This is a genomic window from Kocuria oxytropis (genome assembly GCF_040981195.1).
In the GTDB taxonomy this organism is placed as follows: Bacteria; Actinomycetota; Actinomycetes; order Actinomycetales; family Micrococcaceae; genus Kocuria; species Kocuria oxytropis.
In genome coordinates, this window is sequence record NZ_JAVFXA010000001.1 from 316,983 (window position 1) to 338,505 (window position 21,523).

Annotated in this window: 18 protein-coding genes; 9 read left to right on the plus strand and 9 right to left on the minus strand. The window is 75.6% G+C overall.

What is annotated here, in order from left to right:
- Positions 1 to 42: 42 nt before the first annotated feature.
- On the minus strand, positions 43 to 1,971 hold the full coding sequence (locus QYM41_RS01475; protein ID WP_368797957.1) for an ABC transporter ATP-binding protein: 1,929 nt from the start codon (positions 1,969 to 1,971) through the stop codon (positions 43 to 45).
- A gap of 73 nt (positions 1,972 to 2,044) precedes the next feature.
- Between QYM41_RS01475 and QYM41_RS01480 the strand changes: the two genes are divergently transcribed.
- A complete protein-coding gene (locus QYM41_RS01480; RefSeq protein WP_368797958.1) occupies positions 2,045 to 2,545 on the plus strand; it encodes a MarR family winged helix-turn-helix transcriptional regulator in 501 nt (166 codons plus the stop codon).
- Between the two features lie 85 nt (positions 2,546 to 2,630).
- Here the strand turns inward: QYM41_RS01480 and ald are convergent, their stop codons facing one another.
- Both ald and QYM41_RS01490 read right to left on the minus strand, forming a co-directional pair.
- Entirely contained in the window at positions 2,631 to 3,725 is a 1,095-nt protein-coding gene (gene ald, locus QYM41_RS01485; protein WP_368797959.1) for an alanine dehydrogenase, read from the minus strand.
- 76 nt (positions 3,726 to 3,801) lie between these two features.
- Positions 3,802 to 4,803: a D-2-hydroxyacid dehydrogenase gene (locus tag QYM41_RS01490; protein ID WP_368797960.1), complete on the minus strand. Its 1,002-nt coding sequence runs from the start codon at positions 4,801 to 4,803 to the stop codon at positions 3,802 to 3,804.
- Between the two features lie 63 nt (positions 4,804 to 4,866).
- Here QYM41_RS01490 and QYM41_RS01495 point away from each other — a divergent pair, with 63 nt between their 5' ends.
- The 5 genes from QYM41_RS01495 to QYM41_RS01515 are packed head-to-tail and all read left to right on the plus strand — an operon-like array spanning position 4,867 to position 13,167.
- A complete protein-coding gene (locus tag QYM41_RS01495; RefSeq protein ID WP_368797961.1) occupies positions 4,867 to 6,138 on the plus strand; it encodes an aspartate aminotransferase family protein in 1,272 nt (423 codons plus the stop codon).
- Positions 6,135 to 9,152, plus strand: coding sequence for an FAD-binding and (Fe-S)-binding domain-containing protein (locus QYM41_RS01500; protein WP_368797962.1), 3,018 nt, complete (start codon positions 6,135 to 6,137; stop codon positions 9,150 to 9,152). The genes QYM41_RS01495 and QYM41_RS01500 overlap by 4 nt, the downstream gene beginning before the upstream one ends.
- A 35-nt stretch (positions 9,153 to 9,187) precedes the next feature.
- The gene (locus tag QYM41_RS01505; RefSeq protein WP_368798141.1) at positions 9,188 to 10,651 is read left to right on the plus strand and encodes an NAD-dependent succinate-semialdehyde dehydrogenase; all 1,464 of its coding nucleotides are present in this window, start codon (positions 9,188 to 9,190) and stop codon (positions 10,649 to 10,651) included.
- On the plus strand, positions 10,641 to 11,870 hold the full coding sequence (locus QYM41_RS01510) for a M24 family metallopeptidase (RefSeq protein ID WP_368797963.1): 1,230 nt from the start codon (positions 10,641 to 10,643) through the stop codon (positions 11,868 to 11,870). The genes QYM41_RS01505 and QYM41_RS01510 overlap by 11 nt, the downstream gene beginning before the upstream one ends.
- 4 nt (positions 11,871 to 11,874) lie before the next feature.
- A complete protein-coding gene (locus QYM41_RS01515) occupies positions 11,875 to 13,167 on the plus strand; it encodes an aminotransferase-like domain-containing protein (RefSeq protein ID WP_368797964.1) in 1,293 nt (430 codons plus the stop codon).
- Between the two features lie 127 nt (positions 13,168 to 13,294).
- On the opposite strand, the gene QYM41_RS01520 is transcribed toward QYM41_RS01515, so the two are convergent.
- Positions 13,295 to 14,242, minus strand: a complete 948-nt coding sequence (locus QYM41_RS01520; RefSeq protein WP_368797965.1) for a helix-turn-helix transcriptional regulator — start codon at positions 14,240 to 14,242, stop codon at positions 13,295 to 13,297.
- 166 nt (positions 14,243 to 14,408) lie between these two features.
- On the opposite strand from QYM41_RS01520, the gene QYM41_RS01525 reads away from it, so the two are divergent.
- Both QYM41_RS01525 and QYM41_RS01530 read left to right on the plus strand, forming a co-directional pair.
- Positions 14,409 to 15,659: a phospholipase D-like domain-containing protein gene (locus QYM41_RS01525; protein ID WP_368797966.1), complete on the plus strand. Its 1,251-nt coding sequence runs from the start codon at positions 14,409 to 14,411 to the stop codon at positions 15,657 to 15,659.
- 100 nt (positions 15,660 to 15,759) lie between these two features.
- Positions 15,760 to 16,539, plus strand: coding sequence for a trimeric intracellular cation channel family protein (locus QYM41_RS01530; protein ID WP_368797967.1), 780 nt, complete (start codon positions 15,760 to 15,762; stop codon positions 16,537 to 16,539).
- A 35-nt stretch (positions 16,540 to 16,574) separates the two neighbouring features.
- Here QYM41_RS01530 and QYM41_RS01535 read toward each other — a convergent pair whose 3' ends face one another.
- The 3 genes from QYM41_RS01535 to QYM41_RS01545 form a co-directional block, all read right to left on the minus strand.
- Positions 16,575 to 17,237 (minus strand): GntR family transcriptional regulator, encoded by a 663-nt coding sequence (locus QYM41_RS01535; RefSeq protein ID WP_368797968.1) that lies wholly within the window; start codon positions 17,235 to 17,237, stop codon positions 16,575 to 16,577.
- Between the two features lie 80 nt (positions 17,238 to 17,317).
- Positions 17,318 to 17,821, minus strand: a complete 504-nt coding sequence (locus QYM41_RS01540; protein ID WP_368797969.1) for a DUF3830 family protein — start codon at positions 17,819 to 17,821, stop codon at positions 17,318 to 17,320.
- Positions 17,818 to 19,260, minus strand: a complete 1,443-nt coding sequence (locus QYM41_RS01545; RefSeq protein ID WP_368797970.1) for an amidase — start codon at positions 19,258 to 19,260, stop codon at positions 17,818 to 17,820. Before QYM41_RS01545 ends, QYM41_RS01540 begins: the two co-directional genes overlap by 4 nt.
- Positions 19,261 to 19,351: 91 nt before the next feature.
- On the opposite strand from QYM41_RS01545, the gene QYM41_RS01550 reads away from it, so the two are divergent.
- The gene (locus tag QYM41_RS01550; RefSeq protein ID WP_368797971.1) at positions 19,352 to 20,062 is read left to right on the plus strand and encodes a maleate cis-trans isomerase family protein; all 711 of its coding nucleotides are present in this window, start codon (positions 19,352 to 19,354) and stop codon (positions 20,060 to 20,062) included.
- 130 nt (positions 20,063 to 20,192) lie between these two features.
- Here QYM41_RS01550 and QYM41_RS01555 read toward each other — a convergent pair whose 3' ends face one another.
- On the minus strand, positions 20,193 to 20,957 hold the full coding sequence (locus QYM41_RS01555; RefSeq protein ID WP_368797972.1) for a maleate cis-trans isomerase family protein: 765 nt from the start codon (positions 20,955 to 20,957) through the stop codon (positions 20,193 to 20,195).
- A 100-nt stretch (positions 20,958 to 21,057) separates the two neighbouring features.
- Positions 21,058 to 21,477: a DUF3151 domain-containing protein gene (locus QYM41_RS01560; protein WP_368797973.1), complete on the minus strand. Its 420-nt coding sequence runs from the start codon at positions 21,475 to 21,477 to the stop codon at positions 21,058 to 21,060.
- Between the last annotated feature and the right edge of the window lie 46 nt (positions 21,478 to 21,523).

A 21,523-nucleotide genomic window follows, 5' to 3' on the forward strand; every position in this document is an offset into this window, starting at 1 on the left:
CGCCCGGCCACGGGGAGCCGTGGCCGGGCGGGCTCCCGCGGGTCAGGGGACGGCGACCGGTGCGGCGGCGGGGTGCTCCGGGGCGGTCCGTGCGGCCAGCAGCGCGAACGGCCCGCCCGCCCGGTGCAGCTCCCCCGGCGCGCCCCGCTCCACGACGCGCCCGTCCGCGAGCACCACGACCTGGTCGGCGTGCTCCACCGTGGAGAGCCGGTGGGCGATGGTCAGGGTGGTGCGGTCGGCCGCGAGCCGGTCGAGGGCCTCCTGGACCTGCGCCTCCGTGGTGTTGTCCAGGGCGCTGGTGGCCTCGTCCAGGACCAGCACGGGCGGATTGCGCAGCACGGTCCGCGCGATGGCCAGGCGCTGCTGCTCCCCGCCGGAGAAGCGGTGGCCGCGGGCGCCGACCAGGGTGTCCAGCCCGTCGGGCAGCCCGGCGACGGTGTCCGCGATGCGCGCGACCCCCAGTGCCCGCCACAGCTCGGCGTCGGAGGCGTCCGGGTCCGCGAGCAGCAGGTTCGCGCGCACGGTGGCGTGCACCAGGTAGGTCTCCTGGGAGACGACGCCCACGATCCGCGCGAGGTCCGCGGGATCGACGTCCCGCACGTCGACGCCGTCGATCGTCACCCGCCCGCGGGTGACGTCGTTGAGCCAGGGCAGCAGCGAGCCGAGGGTGCTCTTCCCGGAGCCGGTGGGCCCGACGACCGCCGTGGTGGTGCCCGCGGGCAGCACCAGGTCGACGTCGTGCAGGACGTCGGCGCCGTCCTCGTAGGCGTAGCGCACGCCCTCGAACCGGACCTCTCCGCGCACGCCGGCCGGGTCCAGCCGCACGGGCACGGCGGGCGGGACGATCTGGGGCTCGAGGTCCAGGTACTCGAAGATCCTGCTGAAGAAGGCCAGCGCCGACACCCACTGCACGCCGATGTTCAGCAGGCCCATCACCGGCCGGAAGACGGTCCCCTGCAGGGCGGTGAACGCCACGAGGGTGCCGATGGTCATCCCGCCGCCGGTGGCGGGGAGACCGGCCGCCAGGTAGATCACCGCGGGGATCGCGGCGAAGACGATCTGCATGGTGGCCATCCGCCAGCGCCCGGCCAGCTGGCTGCGCAGCTCCAGGCCCACCAGCCGGTCGGAGCGCTCGGTGAAGCGCTCCGCGTCCCGCCCGGTGGTCCCCAGGGTCTTGGCGAGCCGGACCCCGGAGACGGACAGGCCCTCCTCGACCTGCGTGTGCAGCGCCGCGAGCTCCCGCTGGCGCTCGTCGGTGACGTCGCGGCGGATCAGCGCCACGCGGCGGGAGAGCCAGACGGCCGGCGGCAGCACGACCAGGGAGATGAGGCTCAGCGCCGGGGACAGCGCGACCATGGCCACGGCGGTCGCCACGGCGGTGGTGAGGTTGGACGCCACCCCGGTGGCGGAGCTCGTGACCACGGACTGCATCCCGGCGATGTCGTGCGTGAGCCGGGACTGCACCTCCCCGCCGCGGGTCCGCGTGAAGAACCCCAGGGACTGGGCCTGCAGGTGGGTGAAGAGCTGCACGCGCAGCGCGTGCATGACCCGCTGCCCCATGGCGGTGGCCAGCCAGGTCTGGACCACGCCGATCACGGCGGTCAGCGCCGCGACCCCCACCATCGAGGCGGTCAGCACGAGCAGCAGCCGGGTGTCGCCGTCCGGCAGGGCGTCGTCGATGATCCCCCGGACCAGGAACGGCTGGGCGAGGTTGACGACCGAGGACGCGGTGATGAGCACGACGACGAGCGCGATCGTGGCCCGGTGCGGGGCGAACAGCGCCGCGATCCGGCGCGGGCTGACAGGATGGCGGGCGAGCTGGCGGCGGTCGGCGGGGTCCGGACGGGCGGGACGGCCCCCGCCGCCGGCCCCGGTCAGGGTGCCGCCGGCCCCGGGCGCGCTGCCGGCCGTCGGGTCACCGCCGTGCTGGGCCCGGGCTCCGGCGCGCCCGGGGCGGTGGGTCGTGGTCATGGCGTCCTCCTCCGGAAGTATCAAGGAGGTTACCTCTCTATGAGGCAACCGGCAAGAGGGGTAGGATGACGTCATGCCCCACGACGATCCCGACCCGGCCCGCCTGGGGGACCTGCTGCACGCCGTCTTCCGCCGATTGCGCCGCCGCTGGGCCGAGCAGCTGGCCCCCTTCGGACTGACCCCGCACCAGTTCCGGGCGCTCGACGCCCTGGCCGGGCACACCGGGGCGCACCGGCACCCGCACGACCGGGCCGGGGCCTGCTGCCGGGAGGACGGGCCCGGCAGCCTTCGCGTGAAGGAGCTCGCCGACGCCCTGCGCATCGCCCCGCGCTCCGCCACGGAGGTGGTGGACCTGCTCGAGCAGAAGGGGCTCGTGGAACGGGTCCCGGACCCCTCGGACCGGCGCGCCACGCTCGTGGCGCTGACGCCGGAGGGCGCCGCCCTGCGCGCCAGGGTCCGCGAGGACCGCCGCCGGGAGTCCGACGAGTACTTCGCGCGCCTGGAGCCGCAGGACCGGGTCGAGCTGGAGCGGCTGCTGCGCCTGCTCGCCGCGGAGGACCCCGAGCCGGTCTGAGGCCCGGCGGGGACACCCGGCGGCCGGCACGCCGACGGCGGGGGTCCGGGCGGCGGGGTCCGGGCGACGGGGCCCGGACCGGGGCTCAGCCGAGCTGGGCCGGCAGGTCCGGGAAGGCCTCGGCCACCCCGGCGTGCCGGATGCTGCCGGCGGCGGTGTTGAGCCCGGCCGCGAACTCCGGGTCCGCGCCCAGGGCCTGCTCCGGACCCCGGGCCAGCCGCCGCAGATACGGGGCGGTGGCGTTGGCGAGCGCCCGGGTGGCGGTGCGCGGCACCACGCCGGGCATGTTGGCCACGCAGTAGTGGGTGATCCCGTCCACCTCGAACGTCGGGTCGTCGTAGGTGGTCGGGCGGGAGGTCTCGAAGCACCCGCCCTGGTCGATGGCGACGTCCACGAGCAGGGCGTGGTCGTGGAGCACCCCCAGGTGCTCCCGGCGCACGAGCTTGGGCGCCGCCGCCCCCGGCACGAGCACCGCACCGATCACCACGTCCGCCCCGGAGATCTCCTCCTCCAGCACGTGCTCGTCGCTCATGAGCACGCGGGCCCGGTGCCCGAGCAGGTCGGTGAGCTCGCGGATCCGCGCGCCGTTGGCGTCCAGCACCGTGACGTCGGCCATCAGCCCCGAGGCCATCAGCGCGGCCTGGGTGCCCACGGTCCCGCCGCCGACCACCACGACCCGGGCCGCCGCGACGCCGGGGACCCCGCCCATCAGCAGACCGGGGCCGCCGGCGTTGGTCTGCAGGTGGTGGGCGGCGGACTGCGCGGCGAGCCGGCCCGCGATCTCGGACATGGGCTGGAGCAGGGGCAGGGCACGGCCGGCGCGCACGGTCTCGAAGGCCACCGCGGTGGTGCCCGCCTCGAGCAGTGCCTCGGTGAGCGCCCGGTCGGCGGCCAGGTGCAGGTACGCGAAGAGCGTGAGGTCGGAGCGCAGGAACCCGTACTCCTCGGCCACGGGCTCCTTCACCTTGACCAGCAGCTCCGCGCGCTCCCACACGGCCGAGCGGTCCACCACCTCGGCCCCGGCGGCCGCGTAGGCGTCGTCGTCGAACCCGGACCCCTCCCCCGCGCCGCTCTCCACGAGCACCTCGTGGCCGTCCCGCACGAGCTGGGTCACCCCGGCGGGCACGAGGCCCACCCGCTGCTCGGCCGGCTTGATCTCCCGGGGAACCGCTACGCGCATGGTCCGCACTCTCCTCTCGTCGTGGCCCGCCGGTGGTGGGTCCGCGGCGCCGTCGCCGCGGCCCCCGCCCGTCCCGTCACCGGGACCGGACGTAGCCGGCGTCCTTGTCCACCTCGTTGACCAGCTGCTCCCCGGCCGTCCAGCGCCGGAGGTTGTCCTCGAACTGGGCGGCGAGCTCGTCCCGCCACCCCACCACGTCCCCGCACATGTGCGCGGACACGTGCACGGTGTCCATCTCCCAGAACGGGTGCTCCGGCGGCAGGGGCTCCGTGTCGAAGACGTCGAGGGTCGCGGCGGCCGGGCGCCCCGCCCGCAGCGCGTCCCGCAGGGCGTCCTCGTCCACGAGCGCCCCCCGGCCCACGTTCACGAGGTGCGCGTGCGGGGCCATGGCCGCGAGCACGTCCGGGCCCACGATCCCGCGCGTGCGCTCCGTCAGCGGGGCGGCGAGCACCAGGTGGTCGGCCCAGCCGACGTGGGCGGCGAGCTCGTCGGCGGCCACGACCGTGCCGAAGTCGGGGTCCTCCGCCCGGGCGGTGCGCCCGGCACCGCGCACGTCCATCCCCACGGCCCGCAGCAGGCGGGCGGTCGCGCGGCCGATCCCGCCGGTGCCCAGCACGAGCGCCGTGGAGCCCTGGGTGCGCCGCAGCTCGCGGTGCACCCACCGGTGCGCGCGCTGCAGGTCCCCGCTGCGGTGCAGCTGCTTGTCCTGGGCCAGCACCGCGGCGAGGACGAACTCCGCGATGGGCCGGTCGAAGACCCCGTGGGCGTTGGTCAGCCGGACCGGGGAGTCGCGCAGGGCGGGGAAGAGCATGGCGTCCACGCCGGCCGCCGCCACGTGCACCCAGCGCAGCCCGGAGGCGGCGTGCCATGCGTCGGCGAGGGCGTCGGAGAAGAAGTCCCACAGCAGCAGGACCTCGGCGGGCCGCTGCCCGCCGCCGCCCGCCAGGGCCGCGGCGAGGTCCTCGCGCGTCACCAGGGTGACGTCGGCGAGGGCCCGGAGGGCGGCCTCGTTGGCGGGCGGTGGCGTGCCGTCGGCGGTCAGCACGACGACGCGGGGCGGCTCGCGCACGGTGTCCATGGGCCCACCCTACGGGCCGGTCCGATTGTTGACAATCTGCAGGGGGTGTTCCCATGATGAGCCATGACCTCACTGAGCCCCCTCCTCAAGCAGGCGACCCCGGTCGTCGTCGACTCGGCCCGCGGGTGCTGGATCCACGGCACGGACGGGCGGGACTACCTGGACTTCACCACCGGGATCGGGGTGACCAGCACGGGACACTGCCACCCCCGGGTGGTCGAGGCCGCCCGGGAGCAGGTCGGGCGGGTCATCCACGCCCAGTACACGACCGTGATGCACCCGCCGCTGCTGGAGCTCACCGAGAAGCTGGGCGAGGTCCTGCCCCCGGGCCTGGACTCCGTCTTCTACGCCAACTCCGGCTCCGAGGCGGTGGAGGCCTCCGTGCGGCTGGCGCGGATGGCCACGGGCCGGCCCAACATCGTGGTCTTCCAGGGCGGCTTCCACGGCCGCACCGTGGCCGCGGCGACCCTCACCACCGCGGGCACCCGGTTCTCCGCCGGCTTCTCCCCCCTCATGGGCGGGGTGCACATGGCCCCGTTCCCCTACGCCCACCGCTACGGCTGGGACGAGCGGACGGCGGTGGACTTCGCCCTGCGGGAGCTGGACTACCTCCTGGTGACCCGCACCGCGCCCCAGGACACCGCGGCCTTCCTCATCGAACCGGTGCTCGGCGACGGCGGCTACCTGCCCACCCCGCCGGCCTTCCTCGAGGGGCTGCGGGAGCGCGCGGACCGGCACGGCATCCTGCTGGTCCTGGACGAGGTCCAGGCCGGCGTGGGGCGGACCGGGCGGTTCTGGGGCCACCAGTTCGCGGACGTGGTCCCGGACGTGCTGATCACCGCGAAGGGACTCGCCTCCGGCTTCCCGATCTCCGCGATCGCGGCGCCGACCGCGCTCATGGAGCGGGGCTGGCCCGGTTCCCAGGGCGGGACCTACGGCGGCAACGCCGTGGCCGCCGCGGCGGGCTGCGCCACCCTGGACGTGGTCCGGGACGAGGGCCTGGTGGAGAACGCCCGCGTCCGCGGGGACCAGCTGCAGGCCGGGCTGCTGCCCCTGCAGCAGCGGTACCCCGGGATCAGCGACGTCCGCGGCCGCGGGCTGATGCAGGGCATCGAGTTCGCGCGGGAGGACGGCTCCCCGGACGCGGCCGCCGCCCTGGCCGTGCAGCAGGCCACCACCGGCCACGGGCTGCTCACCCTGACCTGCGGGCCCGCCGGCAACGTGGTCCGGCTGATCCCCGCCCTGGTGGTCTCCGAGGAGGAGATCCGCACGGGTCTCGAGCGCTTCGAGGCGGCCCTGGCCGAGGTCCTCGTCGGGGCGGCGGCGAGCGCATGAGCACGGCGGCCCTGCCCTTCCCGACCCCGCGCGCCGGGCCCGCGACGCGGGACGGCGGCGAGCTCGGCCGGCGCCTGCAGGAGGCCGGCCTCGACGCCGACACCGGCTCCCGGCGGCTGGCGGAGTACGCCTACGACGCGTCCAACTACCGGGTGCCGCCGCGCGCGGTGGTCTTCCCCCGCTCCGCGGCGGACGTCGTGGCGGCGCTGGCCGTGTGCCGGGACCTGGGCGTGCCGGTCACCAGCCGCGGCGGCGGCACGTCGATGGCCGGCAACGCCGTGGGCCCCGGCCTGGTCCTGGACCTCTCCCGGCACCTGCGCCGGGTCGGGGCCGTGGACGAGGACGCCCTGACCGTCGACGTCGAGGCCGGCGCCGTGCTCTCCGTGCTCGCCCGCGAGGTGGAGCGGCGCACCGGCGGGCGGCTGACCTTCGCCCCGGACCCGTCCTCCCGCACCCGCGCCACGGTGGGCGGGTCCGTCGGCAACGACGCCTGCGGCAACCACTCGGTGCGCTACGGGCGCACGAGCGAGCACACCGTGGAGCTCGACCTCGTCACCGCCGACGGCGCCCGGCTCACCGCCGGGACCGGCGGGCTGCGCGCCACCGACCCGGCGGACGAGGCCTCCGCCCGGCGGGCCCGGGAGCTCGCCGGCGCCCTGCGGGAGGTGGCCGCCGCCCACCTGGCCGAGCTGCGCGTGGAGCTGGGCCGGATCCCCCGGCAGGTCTCCGGGTACCACCTGCAGCACCTGCTGCCCGAGCGCGGCTTCGACGTGGCGCGCGCCCTCGTGGGCTCGGAGGGCACCTGCGCCGTGGTGGTGGGAGCCCGCATGCGCCTGGTGCCCCGCCCCCGCAGCGCCCTGCTGCTGTGCCTCGGCTACGAGGACGTGGTCGCGGCGGCCCGGGACGTGCCGATCCTGCTCGAGGAGGAACCCGCCGCGGTCGAGGGGATCGACGACAAGATCGTCGCCACGATGCGGTGGCGCCGGGGCGCGGACGCGGTCGCGGCGATGCCCCGCGGCGGCGCCTGGCTCTACGTCGACCTCGACGGGGACGATCCCGCCGAGGTCGAGGAGCGCGCCGCGGCCCTGCTCGACCGGCTGCTGCGCGAGGGGCACGCCCTCGACGGCCGGACCGTGCCGGACCCGCTCGAGCGGACCTCCCTGTGGCGCGTGCGCGAGGACGGGGCGGGGCTCTCCTCGCGCCTGGCCCCGGACGCCGCGCTGGGCCGGAGCGAGTCGTGGCCCGGCTGGGAGGACTCGGCCGTGGCCCCCGAGCGGCTCGCCGACTACCTGGCCGACCTGCGGGCCCTGCTCGGGCGGCACGGCCTCGACGGCGTGGTCTACGGCCACTTCGGCGCCGGGTGCCTGCACATCCGGATCACCTACGACCTGCGCTCCGAGGAGGGGCGGGCCGTGTTCCGGGCCTTCACCGAGGACGCGGCGCGGCTCGTCGTGTCCCACGGCGGGTCCCTCTCCGGGGAGCACGGGGACGGCCGCGCCCGCTCGGAGCTGCTGGGCCTCATGTACTCCCCGCGCGTGCTGGGCGCCTTCGCCGCCGTGAAGCGCGCCTGGGACCCGGAGGGACTGCTCAATCCCGGCGTGCTCGTGGACCCGGCCCCGCTCACCGCGGACCTCGCCCTCGAGGGCGTGCCGCAGCGGGCCTGGCGGACCTCCTTCCCCCTGGGGGAGCTGCGCGCCGGGGAGGACCACCAGGACCCCTTCGTGCACGCCGTGCAGGGGTGCATCGGGGTGGGCCGCTGCCGTGCGGACACCGGCGGGGTGATGTGCCCCAGCTACCGGGCCACCCTGGACGAGCGGGACTCCACGCGGGGACGGGCCCGCGTGCTCCAGGAGATGGTCCGCACCGCCCCCGACCAGGGGACGGGGTGGCGCTCGACGGACGTGCGCGAGGCCCTGGACCTGTGCCTGTCCTGCAAGGCGTGCGCCACCGACTGCCCGGCGGGCGTGGACATGGCCACGTACAAGTCGGAGTTCTTCGACCACTACTACCGGGGGCGGCTGCGGCCCTTCAGCCACTACAGCCTCGGCCGGCTGCCGCGGTGGCTCGGGCTCACCGGCCGGTTCGCCCGGCTGCTCAACGCGGTGCTGCGGGACCGCCCCGCCACCCGTCCCCTGCTGCGGGCGGGGATGCGGGCGGCCGGGCTGACCCCCGAGCGCCCGCTGCCGCGCTTCGCCGCGGCGGCCGACTGGATCCGCCAGGTCGCCGCCGCCGGGGTGGCCCGCCCCGGTGCCGGCACCGGACAGACCGTGCTGTTCGTGGACAGCTTCACCCGCGGCTTCCGGCCCGAGGTGGCCGGGGCCGCGGCCCGCGTCCTCGCCGGCTCCGGTCGCCCCGTCGAGTGCGCACCGGACGCCTGCTGCGCGCTGACGTGGATCTCGACCGGCCAGCTCGGCACGGCGCAGCAGGTCCTGCGCCGCACGGTCGAGGCCCTCGACGACGGGTCCGCACGTCCCGTCGTCGTCGTCGAGCCCTCGTGCGCGGCCGCCCTGCGCCACGACCTGCCCGCGCTCGTGCCCACGGACGCCGCCCGCCGGGTGGCCGCCCGGGTGCGCAGCTTCGCCGAGCACGTCACCGTGCTCGCCCGGGACGGGGAGCTGCCCGCCCCCGGCACCCCGCTGCCCCCGTCCGTGGTGGTCCAGACCCACTGCCACGAGTACTCCGCCTTCGGCGCCGCGACCCAGCGCAGGGCGCTGTCCGCGGCCGGCGTCGCCGAGGTGCGGGAGGCCACCGGCTGCTGCGGAGTGGCCGGGAACTTCGGCTTCGAGGCCTCCCACTACGAGCTCAGCCTCGCCGTGGCCGAGCAGGCCCTGGCCCCGGCCCTGCGGGAGACCGGGGACGATGTGCCCGTGCTCACCGACGGCTTCTCGTGCCACGAGCAGGTCCGCCACCTGCGCCCCGACCGGCCCGGCCGGCACCTCGCCCAGCTGCTCGACCCGCGCCCCGCCGCCCCGGCGGCACCGCGCACCGACCCCGACCGGAAGGACACCCCGTGACCACCTCCGCCACCACCACCGCCTCCGACGACGTCCTGCGCCGGTCCCGGGAGGCCGTCGCCGGGGTCAGCACCGGGGTCTTCATCGACGGCGCCTGGACCGAGGCCGCCTCCGGCCGCCGCTTCGACGTGGTGGACCCCGCCACCGAGGAGGTCGTCGCCACCGTGGCGGACGGCGGACCCGAGGACGCCGCCCGGGCGATCGAGGCCGCGGGACGGGCCCAGAAGGACTGGGGGCGGACCGCGCCCCGCGAGCGCGGGGAGATCCTGCGCCGCTCCTACGAGCTGATCATGGCCCGCCAGGACGAGCTCGCGCTGGTGATGTCCACGGAGATGGGCAAGCCCGTCGCCGAGGCCCGCGGGGAGGTCGCCTACGCGGCCGAGTTCTTCCGCTGGTTCTCCGAGGAGGCCGTGCGGATCGGCGGGGACATGACCGTCTCCGGCGACGGGCGGACCCGGATCCTGGTGTCCAAGGAGCCCGTGGGGCCCTGCGTGCTGGTCACCCCGTGGAACTTCCCGCTGGCCATGGGCACCCGCAAGATCGGCCCGGCGGTCGCGGCCGGCTGCACGATGGTCTTCAAGCCCGCGAACCTCACCCCGCTGTCCTCCCTGGCGCTCGTGGACGTCCTCGTGGAGGCCGGGCTCCCGGCGGGGGTGCTCAACGTCGTGTGCACCTCGAAGGCCTCCTCCGTGGTCGGGCCCTGGATGTCCTCCGGGATCGCCCGCAAGGTCTCCTTCACCGGCTCCACCGAGGTGGGGGTCCGGCTGCTCGAGCAGGCCGCCCAGCACGTCATGCGCTCGTCCATGGAGCTGGGCGGCAACGCCCCCTTCATCGTGTTCGAGGACGCCGATCTCGACGTGGCGGTCGAGGCCGCGATGACCGCCAAGATGCGCAACATGGGCGAGGCCTGCACCGCGGCCAACCGGCTGTTCGTTCACCGCTCCGTGGCGGAGGAGTTCTCCGCCCGGCTCGCCGAGCGCATGGGCTCCCTCACCGTGGGCCACGGCGTGGCCGAGGGCACCCAGGTGGGCCCGCTGGTCGAGGAGAAGGCCCTCGCGAAGGTGGAGGAGCTCGTGGACGACGCCCTGACCCGGGGTGCGAGCGTGCTGTGCGGGGGGCGGCGGCCCGGGGGCCGGGGCTGGTTCTACGCCCCCACCGTGCTGTCCGGGGTCAGCCCGGACGCCGCGCTCATGTCCCAGGAGATCTTCGGGCCGGTGGCGCCCGTGGTGCCGTTCGAGTCCGAGGAGCAGGTGCTGGAGTGGGCCAACGACACCCCGTGGGGGCTCGTCGGCTATCTGTTCACCCGGGACGTGGACCGCAGCTTCCGGGTCAGCGAGGCCCTCGAGGTCGGCATGGTCGGCGTCAACACGGGGCTGGTCTCCAACCCGGCGGCGCCCTTCGGCGGGGTCAAGGCCTCGGGGCTGGGTCGCGAGGGCGGCCGCGTGGGGATCGAGGAGTTCCTCGAGACGAAGTACACGGCGGTGCCCCGTGGCCGATGAGACCGTGACCGGCGGACCCGCGACGGACCCGGACGTCCGCCCCGCCCTGTTCTCCGACGCGGAGTACGCCGCCCGGCTGCGCGCGGTGCGGGAGCGGATGACCGAACAGGGCCTGAGCGCGCTGATCGTGACCGACCCGGCGAACATGTTCTACCTGACCGGCTACGACGCGTGGTCGTTCTACACCCCGCAGCTGCTGTTCGTGCCCGCGGAGGGCGAGCTGCTGCTGTTCCTGCGGGAGATGGACGCCAACGGCGCGTTCCGCACGGCCCGGCTGCACCCGGAGCAGATCGTCGGCTACCCCGAGCGCTACGTGCACCGGCCGCACCTGCACCCCTTCGACTGGGTGGCCTTCGCCCTGCGCCGCCGCGGGCAGGTCGCCCCCGCCGCCCGGGGGTGCGTGGGCCTGGAGATGGACTCCCACTTCTTCTCCCCCAAGGGCTACCGCTCGCTCGTCAACGCGCTCCCGGAGTGGACCCTCGTGGACGCCTTCGACCTCGTGAACTGGGTGCGCGCCGTGAAGTCCCCCGCGGAGATCCAGTACCTGCGCACGGCCGCCCGCGTGACCACGGCCGCGATGCAGGCCGCGATCGACGCGATCGAGCCCGGGGTCCCGCAGTACCGTGTCGCGGCGGAGATCTCCCGGGCCCAGGTCGAGGGCGTCGGCGACGCGTGGGGCGACTTCCCCGCCATGGTGCCCATGCTGCCCACCGGGGCCTCGGCGGACACCCCGCACCTCACGTGGTCGGACCGGGTGCTGCAGGACGGGGACGCCGTGGTGGTGGAGCTGGCCGGGGTGCACCGGCGCTACCACGTGCCGCTGGCCCGCACGGTCATGCTCGGCCCGCCCTCGGCCGAGCTGGGGCTGCTGGAGGAGGCCGTCGCCTCCGGGCTCGAGGCCGTGCTCGACGTCACCGCCGCGGGCGTCCCGGTGCGCGAGCTCGCGAGCACCTGGAACTGGGCGCTCGCAGAGTTCGGGCTCGAGAAACCCAGCCGGCTCGGCTACTCCGTGGGCATCGGCTATCCCCCCGACTGGGGCGAGCGCACCATCAGCATCCGCTCGGAGGACGAGAGCGTGCTCGCCGAGAACATGACGTTCCACCTCATCTGCGGCATGTGGATGACCGGGTACGGCTACGAGGTCTCCGAGTCGATCCGCATCACCGCCACCGGGACGGAGGCCCTGACCTCCTTCCCCCGAGCTCTCATCAGGAAGTGATCGCATGACCACCACCGCCACGTCCCTCACCACCGTCGACACCCTGCTCCCCCGCCCCACCGCGGGCGTGGGCGGCGACCCCACCCAGGGGCTGCTGCCCCTGGCCCGCCGGGCGGACGGGCTCGTGGGGTCGGTCATCGACTCCTCGACGTCCCTGCTCGCCGCCCAGAGCCACGACATCGTCCGCTTCGCGATGGGCGCCCCGGCCGCCGAGGTGATCCCCACGCAGGAGTTCCGGCGGATCGCCGCCGAGGTCCTCGACGAGTCCTCGTTCACGTACGGGGCCACGGAGGGCGAGCCCGGTCTGCTCGAGACCGTCGTGGCCCACCACTCCACGACCCCCGAGCCGACCCGCCCCGAACGGCTCGTGATCACCTCCGGCGGCATGCAGGGACTGGACCTCGCGTTCAAGCTCTTCGTGGACCCGGGGGACCTGGTGGCCGTCGAGTCCCCCACCTACACGAACGGCTCGGGCACCGCGCTGAGCTACGGCGCGGACGTCCTGGAGGTCCCGATGGACCGGGACGGCATGGACGTGGACGCCCTCGAGACGCTGGTCGCCGAGGCCGGGCGCACCCCGCGGGTCATCTACACCATCCCGAACTTCCAGAACCCCTCCGGCACCACCCTCAGCGAGCCGCGCCGGCGGCGCCTGCTGGAGCTGGCGCACCGGTGGGGGTCGATGATCCTCGACGACGACCCGTACGGGGGTCTGCGCTTCGCCGGCACGGACGTGCCCGGGTTCCGGGAGCTCAGCCCGGACGATCCGCTGGTGTTCTCCGTGCGGACGTTCTCCAAGGTCCTCGCCCCCGGCCTGCGGGTCGGGTGGGTGGACGCCGACCCGAGGCTGCGCCGGCTGCTGATCGCCGGCAAGCAGGCCATGGACACGTGCACGAACGTGCCGAACCAGCACATCGTGGAGCGCTTCGTGCGCCAGGGCGGCTACGACGACCACCTGGCCGGGCTGCGCACGGAGTACCGGCGGCGCAAGCAGGCCATGGACGCCTCGATCGCCCGCCACCTGGGCTCCCGGGTGGTCACGACCGACCCCGAGGGCGGCTTCTTCCTGTGGGTGACCCTGCAGGGCGAGGACGCCGCCGTGGCCACCCCCCGCCTGTTCGAGATCGCCCTCGCCGAGGGCGTGGCCTTCATCCCCGGGCCGGCGCTGTCCCCCTCCGGGCGGTTCCAGGACGCCTTCCGGCTGTGCTTCGCCTCCACGAGCCCCGAGCGCACGGAGGTGGGCGTCCAGCGCCTGGCCCGGGCCCTGGACATCGCTCGGGCCGAGCTGCGGCACTGACCCGCGGCGCCGGCCCGCCGCACCGGGCTGCCGGGTCCGCCGCACCGGGGTGCCGGGTCCGCCGCACCCCGGTGCCGGGCCGGTCGACGGCACCGGGGCGCCGGGCCGCGCCGCGGCCCGGCGGCGCTCACCGGTCGAGGGTGTGCCGCGGCGTGGTGCCGTAGACCTGCCGGTAGTACCGGGCGAAGCGGCCCGGGTGGGCGAAGCCCCAGCGGGCCGCGATCTCCTTCACGGTGTCCCCGGCGCCGGGGTCCCCGGCCGCCAGGTCCCGGTGGGCGGCGTCCACCCGGGTCCGCCGCAGGTACTGGGCCGGGGTCAGCCCCAGCGGATGGTTGGCCCGGAACGCGCGCACGAGGGCGGCCGTGGTCGTGCCGGCCGCCCGGGCGGCGTCCTCGACGGTGACCGGCTCCGCGGCGTGGTCGTCGAGGAACTGCACCGCGGCCCGGTAGCGGCGCGTCTGGGCCTCCATGGACAGGTAGCGCTCCTCGCGGTCGCCCACCAGCGGGAAGCACTCGAGCAGCCCCACGGCGAGATGGCGGGTGAGCTCGGCGCGCACCAGCGGCTCCTCGAAGGCCTCCGAGGCCAGGACACCGGCCCCGTAGCGGGCCAGCCGCGCCCAGTACTCTCCCCAGCGGTCCCCGAGGGACGTGGCGGCGGCGAAGGCCACCGGGGTCCTCGCCCCGTACACGGTGTCCGCGGTCTCCTGCACCAGCTCCACGGGCAGGTGCACCAGGGTCACGTCCACGTCCTCGGCCACCACCAGGGACGGGTGCTCGGGGCGGAACAGCACGGAGGACCCCGCGGCCGCCGCCCCGGACTCGTCCCGGATCTGCCAGTCGTAGCGGTAGCCGGACACCTGGGCCACCGTGAAGACCTCGGTGTCCCCCCAGAGGGACATCGCCCCGCCCACGTGCACGGAGGACACGGCGAGGTGCTCGTCCCCGGCCCGGGAGAGCACGTACGAGAAGTCCGGGTCCTCGGTGCCGTACCCGAAGCGCATCCCGGTCCGTTCGCCCAGGGCGGTCAGCACCTGGGGGTCCGAGACGGTGAGCTCGTGCCGGAACACTGCGCTCATGGGCCGACACCACCTTCCGCACGGGCCTCACCCGGCGTCGGCTCAGCTCTTGAGAGCCCATTGTGCAGAATCACCGGGCGGCGCGCACCATTGTGACCCGCATCCCTCCCGCACGCCCGCCGCGGCGGGCCCGGGGCCGGGAGGCGCCTCCGCGTAGGCTGGCCGGATGAGCTCACCGCGCGCCCTGGCTCCCCGCCTGCTCCGTTCCGTCGCCGTCCGCTCCGTCGTGGGCCTGGTCGCCGTGCAGGCGGTGGTGGTGGCCACCCTAGTCGCCACCGACGCGATCAAGCGCCGGCACCGGATCCGCCGCTCCGGCTTCCCCCACCCGGGCACCTTCGAGGGCGCGGTGGGAGACACCGGCACCGCGATCTACACGTACGGCGAGGACCTCTACGAGCAGATGCTGGCCGCCATCGACGGCGCCGAGCACCGGGTGCTGCTGGAGACGTACCTGTGGAAGGACGACGAGGTGGGCCAGGCGTTCCTCGACGCCCTCAACCGCGCCGCTGCCCGCGGCGTGGAGGTGTACGTGGTCTATGACGGGTTCGGCAACCTCGTGGTGCCCCGCCGGTTCTACCGCTTCCACCCGGACGTGCACGCCTTCCGCTTCCCGGTGCTGCGCCCGCGCCTGCTCGTCAGCCCGGTGCGGGCCACCGGGCTGACCCACCGCAAGCTGCTGGTCGTCGACGACCGGACCGGCTTCGTGGGCGGCTACAACATCGGCGCGCTCTACGCCACGCAGTGGCGCGACACCCACGTCCGGCTCACCGGCGCGGCGGTCTTCGAGCTCAGCCACGCCTTCACGGAGGTGTGGAACCACCCCTGGGGACCGGGGCCCGCGCTGCCGTACCGCAACCAGGAGGGCTGGGACCCGCGGATCCGGTCGATGAGCAACACCCCCTCGAACCTGGTCTACCCCATCCGCAGCGTCTACCTGGACGCCGTCCGCCGCGCCCGGCACCACATCCACCTCACCACCGCCTACTTCATCCCCGACCAGCAGATCCTCGACGCGCTGGTCGAGGCGTCCCGGCGGGGCGTGGACGTGCGGGTGATCCTGCCGGAGAACTCCAACCACGTCCTCGCCGACTGGCTCTCCCGGGGCTTCTACACCACGCTGCTGGAGGAGGGGATCACCGTGCTGCTCTACCGCGACGCGATGATCCACGCCAAGACGGCGACCGTCGACGGCCAGTGGTCGACCGTGGGCACCGCGAACATCGACCGGCTGAGCCTGAGCTTCAACTACGAGACGAACCTCGAGGTCCACGACGAGGCCTTCGCCGCGGACATGGAGCGGATCTTCGCCGCGGACAGCGAGAACTGCCGGGAGCTCGTGGCCGAGGAGTGGTACCGGCGACACCCCCTCGCCCGGTTCGCCGAGCTCGTCCTGGTGCCGCTGCGCCCGTTCCTGTGAGCCGTCCGGGACCCCGGCACCGCTCCTCCCGCCCGCCCGGGAGCGGTCCGGGCGCCGGGTGCTACCCTTCGGGCGTCGGTGGGCCGTGGAGGAGGTGGGCGTGGACGTGGTGGCGGTGCAGGACCTGGACCCGAGCGCGGCGTTCGACGTCGTCGACCTCCTGGGCGTGCTCACCAACGGCATCCTGGGCGGGGCGGTCGCGCGCCAGCTGAAGATGGACCCCGTGGGCTTCGCGGTCCTCGCCCTCGTCTCCGCGCTCGGCGGGGGGCTGCTGCGCGACACCCTCCTGCAGGTGGGCTTCCCCGTGGCCCTGACCAACCCGGCGTACCTCATCACGGCGATCGCCGGGGCCGCGATCGCATTCTTCCTGCATCTCCAGGGGACGTGGACCAACCGCGTGCTCGTCGTGGCCGACGCCCTGGCCGTGGGCTGCTGGGCGGCCACGGGCACCGGGAAGGCCCTCGACGTGGGCCTGACCTGGTTGCCGGCCGTCATGATCGGCGTGACCACCGCCGTGGGCGGCGGGATGATCCGCGACATCGCGGTGGGGCGGGTGCCGATGATCTTCGGCGGGAACACCCTCTACGCCACGGGCGCGGTGATCGCCAGCGCCGAGATGGCGGTGCTGCACGGCCTGGGCTATCCCAACTGGGGCATGGCCGCGGCCATCCTCACCGCGGCCGCGGTCACGGTCGTGGCCCGCCGGCGGGGGTGGCGGCTGCCCGGGGCGGGCGAGTGGAACGTGCGCCTGCCGCGGCGGGACTGGCCCCGGCCGTCGTGGCGTCCCCGCGGCCCCGGCCGCCACGGGCGGGGACCCCGGATGCCCGGGGGCGGCCGCCCCGGGTCCGGCGGTCCCGGGCCGGACACCGGCGGCTCCTGACCGGACCGGCCGGGACGTCCGCGCCCGGCCGGCGCTCAGGCGCCCAGGACCCGCTCGAGGCCGTCCTGCATGTGGGCCCGCAGCAGCGCGTCCGCGCGCTCGGCGTCCTGCGCGGCCAGGGCCTCCACGATCTCGAGGTGCTCCCGGAGCCGGGCGTCCGCGGACCCGTAGGTCCCCTGCATCCCGGTCAGGGACATCCGGATCTGGGTGAGCAGGGTGCGGTGCATGTTGAGCAGCCGGGGGCTGGCGGCGAGCTCCACGAGCAGCTCGTGGAAGTGCAGGTCCGCCTCCGACATCGCGCGCCCGTTCGGCTCCGGGGCGGCCTCGCGCATCTCGTCCAGCGGCACGGCCAGGGCCTCGGCGGCCCGCGCCCCGGAGCCCGTGGCCACGATCCGGCGCACGGCCGCGCACTCCACGGCCTCCCGGGCGAGGTACATGTCCCGGACCGCGTCCTCGGTCAGCTCCATGACGAACAGGCCGCGGTTGCGGTGGCCCACGAGCAGGCCCTCCTGTGTGAGCCGCTGCATGGCCTCGCGCAGCGGCCCGCGGCTCACGTCGAGCTCCCGGGCCAGCTCCTGCTCCACGAGCTGGCTCCCGGGCGGGAAGCGGCCGTCGGCGATGGCCTCCCGCAGGATCCTGGCGATGAGCGCCGGGGTCGACTCCTGGACCACGGGGGGAAGGGTGGACCGGGCTGTCATGCTGCTCTCCATCTCGTGCGCGGCCCGGGGCGGGGTGCCCGGGCCGGGGATCCATCCTAGTGCGCGCCGCGGCGCCCGGCTCAGGGCTCCTCCGCGCGGGCGAAGCGCAGGGTCTCGCCGCGGGCCCCGCCCATCCAGACGTCCTGGCACGCGGCGGCCAGCTCTTCGAGACCGTCCTCGACCGTGGCGAAGACGTTGCCCGGCACCCAGCCCACGTCGCCGTTGAGCAGCAGGTTGTTGCGCCCGTAGAAGACCGCCAGGTCGATGATCAGCCGGTGCTCGGCGGTCCCGGCGGAGGCGTCGTAGCCGTAGGCGGGGTTCTCGAGCACCCCGTCGAAGCTGAAGTAGCAGAGGTCCCCGGGGATGGGCGTCACCGTCTGGTTCTCGGGCCCGGGCTCCTCGGGCGCGAACGCGGGGACCAGCGCGTAGATCTCGTTGCGGGCGAACTTCCCGTGGAAGACCTGCCCGGCCAGGGGCAGGGCCCGCCAGACGGCCTCGGCGGTCCGGGGCGCCTCGCGGTCCAGGAGGCGGGCGCGGGCGGTGACGGCGCGCCGCTCCAGGGTGACGGTGAGGTAGCGGGTCACGGGGTGCTCCTCCCGGGCACGGCGGCGGAGCGGGCGGCGACCGGCGGGCGCGGGGCGCCCCGGCCGGCCGCGGCCTCGTAGGCCGCCGCGACGTCGAGCACCCGCTGGTCGCCGTGGCGGGGGCCCACGATCTGCAGGCCGACGGGCATCCCCTCCGCCGTGAGCCCGCACGGGACGGTGATCGCGGGCTGCTGGGTGAGGTTGAACGGGTAGGTGTAGGGCGTCCAACTGGTCCAGTCCTGGCTCGGGGACCCGGCCGGGACGTCCGTGCCGGCCTCGAAGGCCGTCCGGGGCAGCGTGGGGGTCACGAGGACGTCGTAGCGCTCGTGCAGCAGCCCCATCCGGCGGCCCCAGGCCATCCGGCAGGCCGTGGCGTCGAGGTAGTCCTGGGCGCTGAACCCGCTGTGACGCTCGAGCGCGGCGCGCAGCGAGGGGTCGATCCGCTCGAGCGCCCCGGCCCCGTGGCCGGCCACCACGGACGCCGCGCCGCTGAACCAGAGCACGTGGTAGGCCCACACGGGGTCCTCCTCGCCCAGCTCCACCTCCTCGACGACCGCCCCGAGCTCGGCCAGGACCCCGGCGCCCGCCCGCACGAGGCGCTCCACCTCGGGGTCGTTGGTCCCGTAGCCCAGGTCGGGGCTGAAGGCCACGCGCAGGCCGGCCGCCCGCTCCGGTCCGGCCAGCCGGTCCAGGAAGCTCCCGGTGGGGGTCGGCAGCGCCGACCAGTCGCGGGGGTCGTGGCCGGAGAGGACGTCGAGCATCGCGGCGGCGTCGGCCACGGTGCGGGTCAGGGGCCCGGCGTGGGCCAGGGTGCCGAACGGGCTCGCCGGGTACAGGGGCACGAGCCCGTAGGTGGGCTTGAGCCCGACGACCCCGCAGAACGAGGCGGGGATGCGCACGGACCCTCCCCCGTCGGTCCCCACCGACAGGGGGCCGAGCCGGGCCGCCACCGCGGCGGCCGAACCGCCCGAGGAGCCCCCGGCGGTCCGGCCGGTGTCCCAGGGGTTGACCGTGACACCGGTGCGGGGACTGTCCGTGACGCCCTTCCAGCCGAACTCCGGGGTCGTCGTCCGGCCGACGAGCACCGCACCGGCCTCCCGCAGCCGCGCCACCGACGGCGCGTCCTCGTCCCACGGCCCGGTCTCGTCGATGAGCAGGGAACCGCGCAGGGTGGGCCGGCCACGGGTCAGGAGCAGGTCCTTGACGGTGGTGGGCACTCCGTCCAGGAGCCCGCGCGCCGCACCACGGGCCCAGCGCTCCTCGGAGCGCCGCGCGGCGGCCAGCGCCGTCTCCCCCTCGACCAGGCAGAAGGCGTTGAGGACCGGGTCGAGGGACTCGATCCCGCGCAGCGTCGCCTCGACCGCCTCGACCGGCGACAGCTCGCCCGCCGCGTAGGCCGAGGACAGCTCCACCGCGGACAGCTCCAGCACGTCCTGCACAGGACCTCCTCGGGACGCTACGATTGTCGACAATCAAACTGTAAGCGTTTCGCCCCTCCGGTCAACCCCGGCGGGAGGAGGTGCCGGACCCGTGCACACCGTGGTCATGCTCTATCCGGGGCACAGCGCGGAGGACGACTACGCGGTGCTGGAGCGCCTCGTGCCGGACGCCGCCTTCCCCGTGGTGCGCACGTGGGAGGGCGGCACCGCGCACGACGTCGCGGCGCTGCTGGCCCTCGGCTCCCGGCGGCACCTGGAGCCGGCGGCCCGGCGGGCCCGCGCCCACGCCCCGGACGCCGTGCTGTGGGCCTGCACCTCGGGCAGCTTCGTGCACGGCCGGGAGGGGGCGCGCGCGCAGTCCGGCTGGGTGGGCGAGGCCAGCGGCGCCCCCGCCTCCTCGACGTCCTGGGCGTTCTCGGCGGCGGTCCGCCACCTCGGGGCGCGCCGGGTCGCGGTGGCGGCCACCTACCCGGCGGACGTCGCGGCCCACTTCACGGCGTTCCTGGCCGGCGACGGGATCACGGTCACGGCGCTGTCCGCGCACGACGTCCCCAGCGGCGAGGACGCCGGGCGCCTGGACGCCGCGTGGCTGTTCGGGGCCGCCCGCGCCGCGGACCTGCGGGGCGCCGAGTGCCTGCTGGTCCCGGACACGGCCCTGCACACGGTGGCCGCGCTGCCGGGGCTCGAGCGGGCGCTCGGGATGCCGGTGCTGACCGCCAACCAGGTGACCGCCTGGCACGGGCTGCGGCTGGCCGGCCACCCCGCCCGCGCCGACCGGCTCGGGACCCTCTTCCGGGCGTGAGCCCGGGGCCCGGTCCGGGCACCGCCTGACCGGGCCCCGGTCGGCCGGTCCGCCCGGGGCGGGACCCTCCGGTCCGGCACCGACCGGGCCGGGGCGGGCCGGTCAGGGCAGCCCGGTCAGGACAGCCCGGTCAGGACGGCTCGGCCTCCCGGGACGGGAGGGCGCACAGGCGCTGGCCCGGGCCCTCCGGGGCCAGGCCCAGCCGGCGCAGGCCCGCCCAGAGCGTCACCTGGTTGGCGGTGAGCACGGGCTTGCCCAGCTCCTGCTCGAGGGGCGCGACGAGGTCGTAGGTGGGCAGGTTGGTGCAGGCCACGAACACGGCCCCGGCGTCCGGCCGGTCCGCCCGGCGGACGAGGTCCGCCGTCACGGCGTAGGGGACGTGCCAGATGAGCCGGTCCAGCCCCAGTCCCGCGCAGCCGACGACGTCCTTGCCGTCCTCCGCGAGGAAGTCCTCCAGCCGCTGCGTGAGCCGCTCGACGTAGGGGGTGGCGATGGCGAGCGCCGTCACGCCGAGGGCGTCCAGGGCCTCGAGCAGCGCCTCGGACGTGGTGACGGCCGGGACGCCGGTCTCCGCGGCGATCGTCGCGGCGATCCGCCGGGACCCCTCCCGGCCGTGCACGAAGCTGCCGGACGTGCAGGCGTAGACGACGGCCTCCGGGCCCACGGCGGCCAGGGAGCGGGCCGCGGCCCGGATCTCGGCGTCGTCGCCGATCCGGGCGGCCATGAGCTCGTCCACGACCATCGGGTGGAACGGCGTGCGCGCCACCGCGAGGGAGGTGCTCGCGGGCACCCACCGCCACATCTCCCGGTCGAGGGCCATGTCGTAGGGGTTCACGACGCCGAGCACGCGGTGGACGCCGGGACCCTCCGGGATGGGCATCTGCAGGGCGGCCATGCCTCCATGCTGGCACCGCGCGCTCCGGCCGACAACGGTCGTGCCCGCGCACGGCGAGGGCCCGGGGACGGCCTGCGTCCCCGGGCCCGTGAGGCCGCGGTCAGCGCTGGAGCTGCTCCGCGGCGGTGGGGTCGGAGTCGTTGAGGAACTTCTGGATGCGCTCGGCCTCGTCGAACTCGCCGATCGCCGCGGCCGCCCGGCCCAGGGCCGCGAGCGCCCGCAGGAAGCCCCGGTTGGGCTCGTGCGAGAACGGGACGGGCCCGTGGCCCTTCCAGCCGTGGCCGCGCAGGGCGTCGAGGCCGCGGTGGTAGCCCACGCGGGCGAAGGCGTAGCCCTCGAGGGTGCGGCCCTCGGCGAGGGCGTCCTCGGCGCACATGGCCCACGCCAGGGAGGCCTTGGGGAAGCGCGCGGCGAGGTCCTCCGCCTCGTCGCCCGCCTCGATGCGCTCGGTCAGGCCCGGGTCCTCGGTGAGGTAGGTGGGCTCGGGGCCGCCGAGCAGGTTCTTGCCGGTGAGGCTCATGGGGACGGGGTCCTTTCGGTGCACGGGACGGCGGGGCGCCCGGGAA

Excerpts from the sequence above, each read along its gene's own strand:
- QYM41_RS01475 (WP_368797957.1), bottom strand. The coding sequence starts at position 1,971 with ATGACCACGACCCACCGCCCCGGGCGCGCCGGAGCCCGGGCCCAGCAC.
- QYM41_RS01480 (WP_368797958.1), top strand. The coding sequence starts at position 2,045 with ATGCCCCACGACGATCCCGACCCGGCCCGCCTGGGGGACCTGCTGCAC.
- ald (WP_368797959.1), bottom strand. The coding sequence starts at position 3,725 with ATGCGCGTAGCGGTTCCCCGGGAGATCAAGCCGGCCGAGCAGCGGGTG.
- QYM41_RS01490 (WP_368797960.1), bottom strand. The coding sequence starts at position 4,803 with ATGGACACCGTGCGCGAGCCGCCCCGCGTCGTCGTGCTGACCGCCGAC.
- QYM41_RS01495 (WP_368797961.1), top strand. The coding sequence starts at position 4,867 with ATGACCTCACTGAGCCCCCTCCTCAAGCAGGCGACCCCGGTCGTCGTC.
- QYM41_RS01500 (WP_368797962.1), top strand. The coding sequence starts at position 6,135 with ATGAGCACGGCGGCCCTGCCCTTCCCGACCCCGCGCGCCGGGCCCGCG.
- QYM41_RS01515 (WP_368797964.1), top strand. The coding sequence starts at position 11,875 with ATGACCACCACCGCCACGTCCCTCACCACCGTCGACACCCTGCTCCCC.
- QYM41_RS01520 (WP_368797965.1), bottom strand. The coding sequence starts at position 14,242 with ATGAGCGCAGTGTTCCGGCACGAGCTCACCGTCTCGGACCCCCAGGTG.
- QYM41_RS01525 (WP_368797966.1), top strand. The coding sequence starts at position 14,409 with ATGAGCTCACCGCGCGCCCTGGCTCCCCGCCTGCTCCGTTCCGTCGCC.
- QYM41_RS01535 (WP_368797968.1), bottom strand. The coding sequence starts at position 17,237 with ATGACAGCCCGGTCCACCCTTCCCCCCGTGGTCCAGGAGTCGACCCCG.
- QYM41_RS01555 (WP_368797972.1), bottom strand. The coding sequence starts at position 20,957 with ATGGCCGCCCTGCAGATGCCCATCCCGGAGGGTCCCGGCGTCCACCGC.
- QYM41_RS01560 (WP_368797973.1), bottom strand. The coding sequence starts at position 21,477 with ATGAGCCTCACCGGCAAGAACCTGCTCGGCGGCCCCGAGCCCACCTAC.